This is a genomic window from Zavarzinia sp. CC-PAN008, from assembly GCF_051903925.1.
Classification (GTDB): domain Bacteria; phylum Pseudomonadota; class Alphaproteobacteria; order Zavarziniales; family Zavarziniaceae.
The window spans coordinates 2,211,875-2,225,363 of the sequence record NZ_CP173678.1 but is presented as its reverse complement, the minus strand read 5'-3'; the positions used below and the strand labels follow the sequence as shown (position 1 = coordinate 2,225,363).

General features: G+C 70.5%; 10 protein-coding genes. 7 read left to right on the top strand and 3 right to left on the bottom strand.

What is annotated here, in order from left to right; genetic code table 11:
* On the bottom strand, positions 1-858 hold the full coding sequence (locus ACI6GS_RS10435; protein ID WP_439817733.1) for an SDR family oxidoreductase: 858 nt from the start codon (positions 856-858) through the stop codon (positions 1-3).
* A 200-nt stretch (positions 859-1,058) separates the two neighbouring features.
* On the opposite strand from ACI6GS_RS10435, the gene ACI6GS_RS10430 reads away from it, so the two are divergent.
* The 5 genes from ACI6GS_RS10430 to ACI6GS_RS10410 all read left to right on the top strand — a co-directional run bounded on the left by ACI6GS_RS10430 (position 1,059) and on the right by ACI6GS_RS10410 (position 7,453).
* Positions 1,059-2,222 carry an acyl-CoA dehydrogenase family protein gene (locus tag ACI6GS_RS10430; protein WP_439817732.1) on the top strand — a complete coding sequence of 388 codons (1,164 nt, stop codon included), beginning with the start codon at positions 1,059-1,061 and terminating at the stop codon, positions 2,220-2,222.
* 118 nt (positions 2,223-2,340) lie between these two features.
* Positions 2,341-2,820, top strand: coding sequence for a formate dehydrogenase subunit gamma (locus tag ACI6GS_RS10425; protein WP_439817731.1), 480 nt, complete (start codon positions 2,341-2,343; stop codon positions 2,818-2,820).
* On the top strand, positions 2,817-4,343 hold the full coding sequence (locus ACI6GS_RS10420) for an NADH-ubiquinone oxidoreductase-F iron-sulfur binding region domain-containing protein (protein ID WP_439817730.1): 1,527 nt from the start codon (positions 2,817-2,819) through the stop codon (positions 4,341-4,343). Before ACI6GS_RS10425 ends, ACI6GS_RS10420 begins: the two co-directional genes overlap by 4 nt.
* 21 nt (positions 4,344-4,364) lie before the next feature.
* Positions 4,365-7,208, top strand: a complete 2,844-nt coding sequence (gene fdhF, locus ACI6GS_RS10415) for a formate dehydrogenase subunit alpha (protein WP_439817952.1) — start codon at positions 4,365-4,367, stop codon at positions 7,206-7,208.
* Positions 7,205-7,453 carry a formate dehydrogenase subunit delta gene (locus ACI6GS_RS10410; protein WP_439817729.1) on the top strand — a complete coding sequence of 83 codons (249 nt, stop codon included), beginning with the start codon at positions 7,205-7,207 and terminating at the stop codon, positions 7,451-7,453. The genes fdhF and ACI6GS_RS10410 overlap by 4 nt, the downstream gene beginning before the upstream one ends.
* Before the next feature lie 182 nt (positions 7,454-7,635).
* Here the strand turns inward: ACI6GS_RS10410 and ACI6GS_RS10405 are convergent, their stop codons facing one another.
* Both ACI6GS_RS10405 and ACI6GS_RS10400 read right to left on the bottom strand, forming a co-directional pair.
* Positions 7,636-9,057: a mannose-1-phosphate guanylyltransferase/mannose-6-phosphate isomerase gene (locus ACI6GS_RS10405; RefSeq protein ID WP_439817728.1), complete on the bottom strand. Its 1,422-nt coding sequence runs from the start codon at positions 9,055-9,057 to the stop codon at positions 7,636-7,638.
* Positions 9,058-9,133: 76 nt separating this feature from the next.
* Positions 9,134-9,403, bottom strand: coding sequence for a DUF4169 family protein (locus tag ACI6GS_RS10400; protein WP_439817727.1), 270 nt, complete (start codon positions 9,401-9,403; stop codon positions 9,134-9,136).
* Positions 9,404-9,551: 148 nt separating this feature from the next.
* Between ACI6GS_RS10400 and ACI6GS_RS10395 the strand changes: the two genes are divergently transcribed.
* On the top strand, positions 9,552-12,806 hold the full coding sequence (locus ACI6GS_RS10395) for an AsmA family protein (protein WP_439817951.1): 3,255 nt from the start codon (positions 9,552-9,554) through the stop codon (positions 12,804-12,806).
* Between the two features lie 25 nt (positions 12,807-12,831).
* Complete coding sequence (locus ACI6GS_RS10390) at positions 12,832-13,461, top strand: LysE/ArgO family amino acid transporter (RefSeq protein WP_439817726.1); 630 nt, start codon at positions 12,832-12,834, stop codon at positions 13,459-13,461.
* Positions 13,462-13,489 lie beyond the last annotated feature (28 nt).

Here is a 13,489-nt window from a genome sequence, read left to right as displayed (position 1 = left end):
TCAGGGGCGGATGCGGGGCAGCAGCTTCAGGGCGCGGCCCATCCCGAAATCGACCCAGCGGCGCGGCAGGACCCGGAACAGGAAGGTCTGGACCGGCTGGGGCGCCACGGTATAGCGCACGCGGGGCCGCCGCGCGGTCAGCGCCTTCAGCACCGTCTCGCCGATCCGCTCCGGCGGCAGGCCGTTGGGCCCATCGTCGATCATGAAGCGCCGCACCTTCTCCAGACCGGGGCCATAGGGGGTGTCCATATAGGCGCTGACGTCCACCGCCTCGGCCTTGGCCCAGATCGGCGTCGCCACCGCCCCCGGCGCGACGATGACGACGTCGATGCCGAACAGCAGCAGCTCCCGCCGGAGCGCCTCAGACAGGCCCTCCAGGCCGAACTTCGTGGTGTTGTAGGGCGCCAGGAACGGCGTGCCGTTGCGGCCGCCCACCGATGACATGTTGACGATGCGCCCGGCCGGACCCTTCAGCGCCAGGTCGGCCCCCAGAAGCGGCCCGAAGGCCTGGGTAGCGATCATCACGCCGGTCAGGTTGACCTCCAGCTGGTGCCGGAACTCGGCCACGGGCAGCATCAGCATGGGGCCGGCGACCGCGATTCCCGCATTGTTGACCAGGCCCGCCAAGGTCTCGCCGCCCAGGGCAGCGCGCACCTGCTCGGCCGCGGCCTTGACCGCCGCCTCGTCCGTCACGTCGAAGACCAGCGGCACGAAACGCTCGGGAAACTCCGACGCCAGGCGCTCGGCGTCGGCTGGCTTGCGGACGCTGCCAAAGACCCGGAAGCCATTGCCCATCAGCACGCGGGCCGTCGCCCAGCCGATGCCCGTGGAGACGCCCGTGACCACAACGCTGCGCATCCAAAATCCTTCCGATCCGGCATAGCCCTTCGGGGCTGCCACCTATGATTACGACAGAACCGGGCGCATCGTTCACTCGTGATCGCCGACCGCCTGCTCCTGGCTTGGCCCGGCACGCTTGCGAGGATCGACGCGCGGACTTGATGCGGGCACGATCCCGCGCGAGAAACGGCCCGACACAGAAACAGAACGAGCTGACCATGGCCCTGGACGCCGCGACCCGCACCGAGTTCCTCAACACCATCCGCCGCTTCGTGCGCGACGAACTGGTCCCCGCCGAAGCCCGCATGGCCGAGGACGACAAGGTCCCGGACGAGATCGTGCGCGGCATGAAGGATCTGGGCCTCTATGGCATGTCGATCCCGGAGGAATATGGCGGCCTGGGCCTGAGCCTGGAGGACGAGGTCTCGGTCCTGTTCGAGTTCTGCCAGTCCTCCCCCGCCTTCCGCTCCGCCTTCGGCACCAATGTCGGCATCGGCAGCCAGGGCATCGTGATGGACGGCACGCCGGAGCAGAAGGCGAAGTACCTGCCCCGCCTGGCGACCGGCGAGCTGGTATCGAGCTTTGCCCTGACCGAGCCGGAGGCGGGATCGGACTCCGCCTCGGTCAAGACGACGGCGCGGAAGGACGGCAATGAGTGGGTCCTGAACGGGACCAAGCGCTACATCACCAATGCCAGCGTCGCCGGCGTCTTCACCGTGATGGCGCGCAGCGACGCCAACGTGAAGGGTGCCGGCGGCATCACCGCCTTCCTGGTCGAGGCGGGCACGCCCGGCCTGCGCATCGGCAAGCCGGAAAAGAAGATGGGCCAGCAGGGCGCCCATATCCACGACATTATCTTCGAGGATTGCCGGGTGCCCGCCGACGCCGTCCTGGGCGGCAAGGAGGGGGTCGGCTTCCGCACAGCGATGAAGGTGCTGGACCGCGGCCGCCTGCACATCTCTGCCGTCTGCGTCGGCGTTGCCGAGCGCCTGATCCGCGACGCCCTGCGCTATGCGATGGAGCGCAAGCAGTTCGGCGAGGCGCTGTCCAACTTCCAGCTGATCCAGGCCATGCTGGCCGACAGCCGGGCCGAGGCCTATGCCGCGCGCTGCATGGTGCTGGACGCCGCGCGCCGGCGCGATGCGGGCGAGACGATCTCGACGGAAGCCAGTTGCACCAAGCTGTTCGCGACCGAGATGGTGGGCAGGGTCGCCGACCGCGCCGTCCAGATCCATGGCGGTGCCGGCTATGTCGCCGACTATGGCGTGGAGCGCTTCTACCGCGACGTGCGCATCTTCCGCATCTATGAGGGCACCAGCCAGATCCAGCAGGTGATCATCGCCCGCAACATGATCCGCGACGCCCAGGCGGGCCTGATCTGAACCAGCACCTGCGATGATGAGTTGATAGACTAGCTCTATCAACTCATCATGCGATCCGATTTGCCCCCACGTACCGTGTGGGTACACGCTGCACAGCTGGAGGGCAGCGGAGCGCGGCATGGTGCGGGACCAGGACGGAACGGGGGAACGGGATCGCCTTGACGCGATCCTCGCCCGTCATGCTGCGCGTGAAGGACCCCTGCTGCCGGTCCTGCATGACGTGCAGCATGCCTTCGGGCGTATCCCGCGCGCGCTGGTGCCCCAGATCGCGGAGGCGCTGAACATCTCCGCGGCCGAGGTGCATGGCGTCGTCACCTTCTACAGCGACTTCCGCTACGAGGCGGATGGCGCCCACCTGCTCCAGGTCTGCCGGGCCGAGGCGTGCCAGGCGATGGGGGGCGAGGCGCTGGCTGATAGAGCGGAGCAATCCCTGGGGCTTGGCTTCGACCAGGTTTCGGCCGACGGGGCCGTGGCCCTGCGCACCGTCTACTGCTTCGGCAATTGCGCACTGGCGCCCAGTGTCGCCCTGGACGGGACCCTGTGCGGGCGGATGACGACGGCGCGGCTGGACGCGCTCCTGGCGAGGATCGTGCCGTGAGGCGGATCTTCGTGCCCGGCGATTCCGGTGCCCGGTCGGTGGGCGCTGACGATGTGGCGGCCGCCGTCACGGCCCACGCGCCGCACATACCGATCGTACGCAATGGCAGCCGCGGCCTGTACTGGCTGGAGCCGTTGCTGGAAATCGAGGGCGAGGACGGACGCATCGCCTTTGGCCCGGTTGGGCCCGAGGATGTGCCCGCCATCCTGGCGCAGGGCCGCACCCACCCCCTGTGCCTGGGGCCGCCTGACCTGATCCCCTTCCTGGCGCGGCAGCAGCGCCTGACCTTTGCCCGCGTTGGCGTGACTGATCCGCTGTCGCTGGACGACTATCGCGCGCACGGTGGCTGGGGCGGACTTGAAAAGGCCGCGCGCATGGCCCCCGCCGACATCGTGGAGGCGGTCGTCGCCTCTGGCCTGCGCGGGCGGGGTGGTGCGGGTTTCCCGACCGGCCTCAAGTGGCGCACGGTCGCCGCTGCACCAGCCGATCGCCGCTATGTCGTCTGCAACGCGGACGAGGGCGACAGCGGCACCTTTGCCGACCGGATGCTGCTGGAGGGCGACCCCTTCCTGTTGGTCGAAGGGATGGCGATTGCCGGCCTCGCCGTCGGCGCTGCCCAAGGCTACGTCTACATCCGCTCCGAATACCCGGACGCCTTCGCCACCTTCAGCGCGGCGATCCGCCTGGCCGAGGCCGCGGGCTTCCTGGGCGACGACGTCGCCGGCAGCGGCCGGCCCTTCCGGCTGGAGGCTCGGCTGGGCGCCGGCGCCTATATCTGCGGGGAGGAGACGGCGCTGCTGGAAAGCCTGGAGGGGCGCCGCGGCGTGATCCGGCCAAAGCCGCCCTTGCCCGCCATCCGGGGCCTGTTCGGCAAGCCCACCATCGTCAACAACGTCCTGTCGCTGGCGGCGATCCCCCTGATCCTTGACAAGGGGCCGGAACACTATGCCGCCCTGGGCTTGGCCCGGTCGCGGGGCACGCAACCGTTCCAGCTGGCCGGCAACCTGAAGCACTGCGGCCTGGTCGAGGTGGCCTTTGGCCTGACCATCCGCCAACTGGTGGAGGACTTTGGCGGCGGCACGGCCAGCGGGCGGCCGCTCCGCGCGGTCCAGGTCGGCGGGCCGCTGGGGGCCTATTTCCCCGAAAGCCTGCTCGATGTGCCGCTCGACTACGAGGCGATGGCGGCAGCGGGCGGCATGCTGGGCCATGGCGGCATCGTCGCCTTTGACGACCGCGTCGACATGGGCGCCCAGGCGCGTTTCGCCTTTGCCTTCTGTGCGGCCGAGAGCTGCGGCAAGTGCACGCCCTGCCGCATCGGCTCGACCCGCGGGGTGGAGGTCCTCGACCGCATCAGGAGCGGGCAGAACATGGCCGGCAACCTGGACCTGCTGCACGACCTGCTGGAGACGATGCGCGACGGCTCGCTCTGTGCGCTGGGCGGCCTGACGCCGCTGCCGGTCGAAAGTGCGTTGCGCCATTTCCCGGACGATTTCGGCAGGCCCGCCCGTGTGGCAGCCGAGTAGGAGCGCGCCATGACGCCCCCGATGACCCTGCTGAAAGAACCGGATTTCGGCACGCCAGCCCGCGACGGGGCGCCCGTCACGCTGGAAATCGACGGCTTTGCCGTGACCGTCCCCGCCGGCACCTCCGTCATGCGTGCGGCGGCCGATCTGGGGGTCAAGGTTCCCAAACTGTGCGCGACCGACACGCTCGAACCCTTCGGGTCGTGCCGGCTCTGCCTGGTGGAGGTGGAGGGTCGGCGCGGCACGCCCGCGTCCTGCACCCTGCCGGTCGAGCCGGGCATGAAGGTGCGCACCCAGACGCCGCGGCTGGCGAGGCTGCGCCGCAACGTCATGGAACTCTACATCTCCGACCATCCGCTGGACTGCCTGACCTGTGCCGCCAATGGCGATTGCGAGTTGCAGGACATGGCCGGCGCCGTGGGTCTGCGCCAGGTGCGCTATGGCCATGACGGGGCCGGCCATGCGACGGCGCGCAAGGACGAGTCGAACCCCTATTTCACCTTCGACGGGTCGAAGTGCATCGTCTGCTCCCGCTGCGTGCGCGCGTGCGAGGAGGTGCAGGGCACGTTCGCGCTGACCATCGGCGGTCGCGGCCTGGCGTCTGCCGTGCAGGCGGGGGCGGATGCCGGCTTCCTGGCCAGCGATTGCGTCAGTTGCGGGGCGTGCGTGGCCGCCTGCCCCACGGCCACGCTGACCGAGAAGAGCGTGATCGAGGCGGGCCAGCCCGAGCACAGCGTGGTGACGACCTGCGCCTATTGCGGCGTCGGCTGCTCCTTCAAGGCCGAGATGAAGGGCGAGGAGGTCGTTCGCATGGTGCCGTGGAAGGACGGCCAGGCGAACCACGGCCATTCCTGCGTCAAGGGCCGCTTCGCCTGGGGCTATGCGGCACACCGCGACCGCATCACCTCCCCCATGATCCGCGCCAGCATCCACGAGCCCTGGCGCGAGGTGACGTGGGACCAGGCCTTCGCCCATGCCGCGTCGGAGATCCGCCGGATCCAGGCGCAATACGGCCGCGGGGCGGTCGGCGGCATCACCTCGTCCCGCTGCACCAACGAGGAAACCTTTTTGGTGCAGAAGCTGATCCGCGCGGGCTTCGGCAACAACAATGTCGATACCTGTGCGCGCGTCTGCCACTCCCCGACCGGCTACGGGCTGAAGGCGACCTTCGGCACCTCGGCCGGGACACAGGACTTCGACAGCGTCGACCAGGCCGACGTCATCCTGGTCATCGGCGCCAACCCGACCGACGGCCACCCGGTCTTTGCCTCCCGCATGAAGCGGCGGCTGCGCGCAGGGGCGAAGCTGATCGTGGTCGACCCGCGCCGCATCGACCTGGTGCGGCAACCCCATGTCGCCGCCAGCCATCACCTGCAGCTGCGCCCCGGCACCAATGTGGCCCTGGTCAATGCCCTGGCCCATGTGATCGTGACCGAAGGCCTGGTCGCTCGCGACTTCGTGGCGGCGCGCTGCGACAGCGACAGTTTCGAGGACTGGACCGCCTTCGTGGCCGAGGCCGAGCAGTCGCCGGAGGCGACCGAGTTGCTGACCGGCGTGCCGGCGGGCGAGGTACGCGCCGCGGCCCGCCTCTACGCCACCGGCGGCAACGGGGCGATCTACTACGGCCTGGGTGTCACCGAGCACAGCCAGGGCACGACCATGGTCATGGCCATGGCGAACCTGGCCATGGCGACCGGGAACATCGGGCGGCGCGGTGTCGGCGTGAACCCGCTGCGCGGCCAGAACAATGTGCAGGGTGCGTGCGACATGGGCTCGTTCCCGCACGAATTCTCAGGCTATCGCCATGTCTCGGACGATGCCGCACGGGCGGGATTCGAGGCCCTGTGGGGCGTCCACCTGGACAACGAGCCGGGCCTGCGCATCCCCAACATGCTGGACGCCGCGGTCGAGGGGCGGTTCAAGGCGATCTACATCCAGGGCGAGGATATCGCCCAATCCGATCCCAATACCCAGCACGTCACCGCCGGCCTGTCGGCCATGGAATGCGTGATCGTGCAGGACCTGTTCCTGAACGAGACGGCCCAGTTCGCCCACGTCTTCCTTCCAGGCTCATCCTTCCTGGAAAAGGACGGCACGTTCACCAATGCGGAACGGCGCATCTCGCGCGTGCGCAGGGCGATGCGGCCGCTGGCCGGCCTGGCCGACTGGGAGATCACGCTGGGCCTGGCGGCGGCCCTGGGCGTGCCCATGCACTATGACCACCCCAGCCAGATCATGGACGAGATCGCGGCCCTGACCCCCAGCTTTGCCGGCGTGTCCTATGACCGGCTGGAGCGCCAGGGTTCCATCCAGTGGCCCTGCAACGAGGCCGCACCGATGGGCACGCCGATCATGCATGTCGACGGCTTCGTGCGCGGCCGCGGCCTGTTCATGGTGACCCGTTTCGTGGCCACGGACGAGCGCACGACCCAGCGCTTCCCCCTGATCCTGACGACCGGCCGGATCCTGGCCCACTACAATGTGGGGCAGCAGACGCGGCGCACCGCGAATGTCGCCTGGCACCCGGAAGACGTGCTGGACATCCATCCCTTTGACGCGGAATCGCGCGGCATCAAGGATGGCGACTGGATCGCACTGGCCAGCCGTTCGGGCGAGACGGCGCTGCGGGCCCGCATCAGCGACCGGATGCAGCCGGGCGTCGTCTACACGACCTTTCACCATGCCGAGTCGGGCGCCAACGTGGTCACGACCGAGCATTCCGACTGGGCGACCAACTGCCCGGAATACAAGGTGACGGCCGTGCAGGTCCGCCTGTCGAACGGCCCGACCGCCTGGCAACGCGACCACCGCCAGAGGGTCGCCGCCCAGACCATCGAACCCCCCAGGATCGAGGCCGCGGAATGAGTGCGATCCGGCATGAGGCGGCGGACGCCGCCACGACCGCTCCGAAGGTGCAGCGCCTGGTGCACATGGCCAACCAGATCGCCGCCTTCTTCGAGACGTTCCCCGAACCGCGCGGCCGCCTGGCCGTGACGGAGCACCTGCAGAAGTTCTGGGACCCGCACATGCGCCGCACCCTCCTGGCGCATGCCGAGGCGGGTGGCGCAGGGCTTTCCCCCCTCGCCCTGGCGGCGGTGCTGGCGTTGTAGCGGGGGCTCACGCGCCCCCATCCAATCACCGCGGGGAGGACAACGCCACCATCCTTCGAGACGCGTCTGCGACGCTCCTCAGGATGACGAGTGTTGGGGATTGTCCCATAAAATCAACGGCGTCATGCTGCGGGGCGGCCCGGAGGGCCGCGTCTCGAAGCATCCGCGCAGCGCCCGCCGCCTTACTCCGCCGCCTTGGGCGCTCGGCCGTAATTGTCGTCCAGGCGGACGATGTCGTCCTCGCCCAGGTACGATCCCGACTGGACCTCGATCAGGCGCAAGGGGACCTTGCCCGGGTTTTCCAGCCGGTGCACGGCGCCCAGCGGGATATAGGTCGACTGGTTCTCGTGCAGCAGTTCGGACTGGTTGTCCCGCGTGATCAGGCCCGTGCCCTCGACCACGACCCAGTGCTCGGCACGGTGATAGTGCATCTGCAGGCTGAGCCGGGCGCCCGGCTTCACCAGGATCTGCTTGACCTGGAAGCGGTCGCCCAGGGCAAGCGTCTCGTACCAGCCCCAGGGGCGATAGGCCCGCGTATGGCTGGTCGCCTCCGGCCGGCCTTGCGCCTTCAGGCGGTCGACGATCGCCTTCACGTCCTGGACCTGGGCGCGGTCGGCAACCAGCACCACGTCCCCGGTGGCAACGACGACCACATCCTTCAGGCCCAGCGTCGCCACCAGGGGGCCGCTGGTGCGGACATAGGTATCCCGGCTGTTGTGGGAGATCACATCCCCCACCAGGACATTGCCGTCGGCGTCGCGCTCGCCCAGCTCCCACAGGGCCGACCACGAGCCGACATCGCTCCAGCCGATGGCCGCCGGCACCACGGCGCCCTTGTCCGTCCGCTCCATCACCGCATAGTCGAGCGAGATCGATGGGCTGCCGGCAAAGGCCGGGGACAGGCGCAGGAAGTCCAGGTCGCGCGCGCCCGCGGCCACGGCATCCTCGCACGCGCGCACGACCTCCGGCTCGAACCGGCGCAGCTCGTCCAGCAGCAGGGCCGCGGGCGCCAGGAACATGCCGCTGTTCCAGGTATGGCGACCACCGGCGACATAGGCCTCGGCCGTGGCCAGGTCCGGCTTTTCGCGAAAGGCCGCCACGGCAAAGGCCCCGCCCTCGATCGCGGCACCCTGCTCGATGTAGCCGTAGCCCGTCTCGGGCGCGGTCGGCGTGATGCCAAAGACGACGATGCGGCTCTGCCGGGCAACGCGTTCGGCGACGCCGATCGCCTCGAGAAAGGCATCCGGCCGGGCGATCTGGTGGTCCGAGGCCAGCACCAGGATCAGCGCGTCGGGATCGCCCTGCAGGGCGACCAGCGCGGTCGCGGCAACCGCCGGCGCGGTGTTGCGGGCCGCCGGCTCCAGCATGATCGCCTGCGGCGTGACGCCCACGGCGCGCAGCTGCTCGGCGATCAGGAAGCGGTGATCCTCGTTGCAGATCACGATGGGGTTGCCAAAGCCGGCCGCCGGCGGCACGCGCAGCGCCGTTTCCTGGAGCATCGTCCGCTCCGACACCAGCGGCAGAAGCTGCTTCGGCATCAGGCTGCGCGACATGGGGAACAGACGGGTCCCCGAACCGCCGGACAGGATGACGGGAATGATCAAGCACAGACTCCCTCAACGGCCGCAGCACGCACGACCCGCCTGACCCATGACGCAATGGCGAGCCGTTCGCAACCGCTCAATCGGTCGACGGGTCGCCCTTGTCGGCCGGGGTCTCCCCCTGTCGAAGGTCCCCCGGTCGAGCGTCACCCGGCCGCACCTCGGCCTTGCCAGGACTGTCCAGCTTCTTGCCGTCCAGGGTCTTGTCGCGCTGGCTGCGGTCGGCGGCGTTGCGGGTACGCTCCGCCGCGTCCTGGCCAAAGCGGACGCGATTCTCCGCCGCCTTGCGCCCACGCTCCGCGCGCTCGCGCCGCTTGCGGTACTGGTTCAGGTTGACGACGTCGCCCATGCCAATCCATCCGGCCGGACCATGCTGCGACAAGTCTAGCAGGCTCGACGCTACCCCGACACGTTCGAATCTGCATGATGGCGGGGCCGGCGCGGGGGTCGGCGGGGGCCGGGCTGGCCCTGAGTTCGACTTGGGAGTGCTCACGGTGATGCGGTGGATCCTGATCGGCCTGGCGGCGCTGCTGGTGACCCTGCTGGGTGCTGCGCTGGTGGCCCCGGCGCTGATCGACCTTGAGGCCCGCAAGCCCATGATCGTGGACGCGGTGGAGCAGGCTACCGGCCGCAGCCTGGCGCTGGACGGCCCGATCGACTTCGCCATCCTGCCGCGCCCCCACTTCACCGCCCAGACGGTGCGCCTGGCCAATCCGGCCGGTGGGCCGGAGGGCGACTTCGTGACGCTGAAGCAGCTGCGCGTCACGCTGTCGCCGCTGCCCCTGCTGTCGGGCCGCATCGACATCCAGGAGGTCGAGCTGGTCGAGCCGGTGATCGCCCTGGAGCGTAGCCCGACCGGCGCCGTCAACTGGACGATGACGCCGCGCCCCGCCGACCCCGCCGCCACCAGCGATGGCCCGCAGGAACTGCGGGTATCCGAGCTGAAGATCACCGGCGGCACGGCGATCTGGCGCGATGGTGCGTCCGGCAGCGTCGAACGCGCCGAGCAGATCCAGGCGACGATGAGCGCCGACACGCTGCGCGGTCCGTTCAAGGCCCAGGGCACCCTGGTCGCGCGGGGCCAGACGCTGGGCTTCACCCTGGCGTTGGGGGCCCTGGCCGGCAACGCCCAGACGACCGCCATGGTGGCGCTGGACCTGGGTCCCGGTGCCGCGGCGCTGCGCTTTGACGGCACCGCCGGCAGCACCGGCGCCAACGGCTCCATCGCGATCAGCAGCACCAACCTGGCCAAGGCGCTCGCCCCCCTGACCGGCAGCAGCCCGCCCATCCTGGCCGCACCCCTTCAGATCGACGGCCGGCTGGACCTGACGCCAGCACGCGCCGTGCTGTCCGACCTGGTCGGCCGCCTGGGCGACAATGGCCTGACCGGCCGGATCGAAGTCGTCCAGGGCGACCCGGTCGAGGTGACCGTCGCGCTGAAGGCGCCGCGCCTGGACCTGGACCGCATCCTGTCGGCCGCCGGCACCGGCAGCGGAACCGCCGCCGCCACGGATCCGGCAACCCCCACGGCAGCAATGGTGCTGCCCGGCGGGATCGCCGCGCAGATCGAGCTGGCGGTCGACGCCATCGCCTTCCGCAACGGTGTGATCCAGCAGGCGCAGCTCAATGCGGCGCTGGCCGATGGCCGGCTGACCCTCAACGCCGCCGGCGCCCGGCTGCCGGGCGGGACCGACCTTGCTCTGGCCGGCGCGGTCGAGGCGGACGGCCGCTTCGCCGGGACGGTGGACCTGGCCTCCGACAATTTCCGGGGCCTGGCCGCCTGGGCCGGGATCGACACCTCGGCCGTGCCCGCCGACCGCCTGACGAAGGTCGAGCTGACTGGCCGGCTGGGCGTCAACAACGGCCGCGTCGACCTCAGCCAGGCGGACCTGAAGGTGGATGCCAGCCGCATCCAGGGCAATGTCGCGCTGATCCCGGGGACGGCGGGCGGCCGCGCCAAGCTGGGCCTGGACCTGGCACTCGACAGCCTGAACCTCGATGCCTACATGGGCGCCCGCGCCTCGGGTGCGGTCGCGCCGCCCGACGCCGGCGGCACCCCGGGCGGCGTGCCGCAGCTGCCCTTCGACCTGGACCTGACGTTGAAGGCCGGCCAGTTCGCGGCGCGCGGCGTCAGCGTCAACGGCCTGGACATCGCGGCGACGCTCGAAAGCGACACGCTGCGCCTGGGACGCCTTGCGGCAGCCGACGCGGCGGGTGCGCGCGTCGCCGCATCCGGCACGGTGACCGGCCTGGCCACGGCGCAGCCGACGCTGGACCTGAAGGTCGACCTGGCCAATCCCAGCGTGCGCAAGCTGGCGGCCGACCTGGGCGCCAACCTGGCCGGCACCGCCGACAGCCCAGTCTCCGCGCGCCTGGATCTGGCCGGATCGCTCCCGGCCCTGGACGCGAAGGGTGAGATCCGCACGGCGGGTGCCGAGTTCTCGATCGCGGGCAAGGTGAGCGGCCTGCCCCTGGCCATGCGGCCCGACATCGCGATCAAGGTCTATGCCGCGGACGCGGCCCCGCTCTTTGCCCTGGTCGGCGGCCAGCCGCCGGCGCCAGGCGCGTTGTCGTTCGACGCCCGCCTGACCAGCGGCCCAAACGTCTTCATCCTGGACGGCATGGCCGCCCAGATGGGCACCTTCACCCTGGGCGGGACGGCGCGGGTCGATACCGGCGGATCCCGTCCCCGGGTCGAGGCCGAGCTGAAGGCCGGCCCCATCGACCTGCGCGGCAGCGCCCCGGCTGCTGGAACACCCCGCGCCCAGGGCATCCGCAGCGCCGAGCGCTGGTCGCGCGAGCCCCTGCCGCTGGAGGTGCTGCGCGCCATCGACCTTCAGCTGAAGCTGGCGGTGGAGCGCATCGACCTCAACGGCCTCACCCTGGCGCAGCCCAGCCTTCAGCTCTCGGGCAATGGCGCACAGGTGGCGCTCAGCAATGTCCGGGCCGGCCTCTATGGCGGCCAGGTGACCGCGGCGGGCCAAGTCGACCTTGGCCCGTCCCCGCCCACCATGGCGCTGGAAGCCCAGATTGCGGGCGCCAGCCTGGAGCAGATCCAGGGCGCGGGGGCACAGCTGACGGGCACGCTGGACGCCCGGACCAGCGTCCGCGCCGCCGGGCAGAGCCCCTTCGACCTGGTCTCCACCCTGGCCGGAACGGCGGAGGCGACCGCCGCCAACGGCGCCATCCGCGGGGCCGACCTGCCGCGCCTCAGCCAGCAGCTGGACGACCTGAGGCAGGTGCCGAACCTGGTTGCCATGGTGGCCACCGCGACTTCGTCCGGCCAGACGCCGTATCGCTCGATCCGCATGACCTTCGGGATCGAGAAGGGTATCGCCACGATCACAAGCTTCGCCGCCGACATCCCGGCCGTCAGCGCGAATGCCTCGGGCGCCATCAACCTGCCTGCCTGGACCATCGCCGTCACCCTGGACGCCGGCCTGAGCGCCCATCCCGAGGCGCCGCGCGTCGCGGTCGACCTGGGTGGCCCGCTCGATGCGCCCGGCCACACGGTGCGCACCCAGCAGCTCGAATCCTGGCTGGCGCAGAAGGCGGTGGAACTGGGCCTGGGTGGTCGCCTGCCCCAGGTGCCGGCCCTGGACGACCTGCCCGGCCAGATCCTGCCGGGCGTACCCGGCCTCCAGATCCCGGGCGTCACGGCGCCTTCAGGCGGAGGACAGGGACAGCGCCGTACGGCACCCAATCCCCTGCCCGGCGGGCTGCCCGGCCTCGACAATCTGTTCGGCAATTGAGGCGGACGGGGCGGACATCCGGATGATGGCGGTGACGGCAGCGGGCGAGGGCTTCGCCCTGGGCCTGGGCCTGATCGTCGCGATCGGCGCCCAGAATGCCTTCATCCTGCGGCAGGGTCTGATGCGCCGCCATGTCGGGCCGTTGGTCGCGTTCTGCGCCACCAGCGATGCCCTGCTGATCCTGGCGGGCGTCCTTGGCCTGGGCACGCTGGTCCAGGCGGCACCCGGGCTGATGGGGGCGATCAGCGCCGGCGGGGCGGCCTTCCTGCTGGCCTATGGTGCGCTGGCGCTGAAGCGCGCGGCCCGACCGCAGGCCCTGCTGCCGACCGACGCGCCGCCGCAACCCCTGGCCCGCGACCTGGCCGTAGTCGCAGGCGTGACGCTGCTGAACCCGCATGTCTACCTGGATACGGTGGTGCTGCTGGGCAGCATCTCGGCCCGCCATCCCTGGCCGGAGCGGGCCTGGTTCGCGGGCGGGGCGATGACGGCATCCGTCCTGTGGTTCACGGGCCTGGGCTACGGCGCGCGCGTGCTGGCGCCGGTGTTCCGCCGGCCGGCGGCCTGGCGCGTCCTGGATTTGGTCATCGCGGCGGTGATGACGACGCTGGGCCTGACCCTGGCATGGGAGGCGCTGGCACAGTTCGGCCTGGCCTGAGGCGCGTCGACGCGCCCACGGGCTGCGG

Excerpts from the sequence above, each read along its gene's own strand:
- ACI6GS_RS10390 (WP_439817726.1), top strand. The coding sequence starts at position 12,832 with ATGGCGGTGACGGCAGCGGGCGAGGGCTTCGCCCTGGGCCTGGGCCTG.
- ACI6GS_RS10395 (WP_439817951.1), top strand. The coding sequence starts at position 9,552 with ATGCGGTGGATCCTGATCGGCCTGGCGGCGCTGCTGGTGACCCTGCTG.
- ACI6GS_RS10435 (WP_439817733.1), bottom strand. The coding sequence starts at position 858 with ATGCGCAGCGTTGTGGTCACGGGCGTCTCCACGGGCATCGGCTGGGCG.
- fdhF (WP_439817952.1), top strand. The coding sequence starts at position 4,365 with ATGACCCTGCTGAAAGAACCGGATTTCGGCACGCCAGCCCGCGACGGG.
- ACI6GS_RS10425 (WP_439817731.1), top strand. The coding sequence starts at position 2,341 with ATGGTGCGGGACCAGGACGGAACGGGGGAACGGGATCGCCTTGACGCG.
- ACI6GS_RS10430 (WP_439817732.1), top strand. The coding sequence starts at position 1,059 with ATGGCCCTGGACGCCGCGACCCGCACCGAGTTCCTCAACACCATCCGC.
- ACI6GS_RS10410 (WP_439817729.1), top strand. The coding sequence starts at position 7,205 with ATGAGTGCGATCCGGCATGAGGCGGCGGACGCCGCCACGACCGCTCCG.
- ACI6GS_RS10400 (WP_439817727.1), bottom strand. The coding sequence starts at position 9,403 with ATGGGCGACGTCGTCAACCTGAACCAGTACCGCAAGCGGCGCGAGCGC.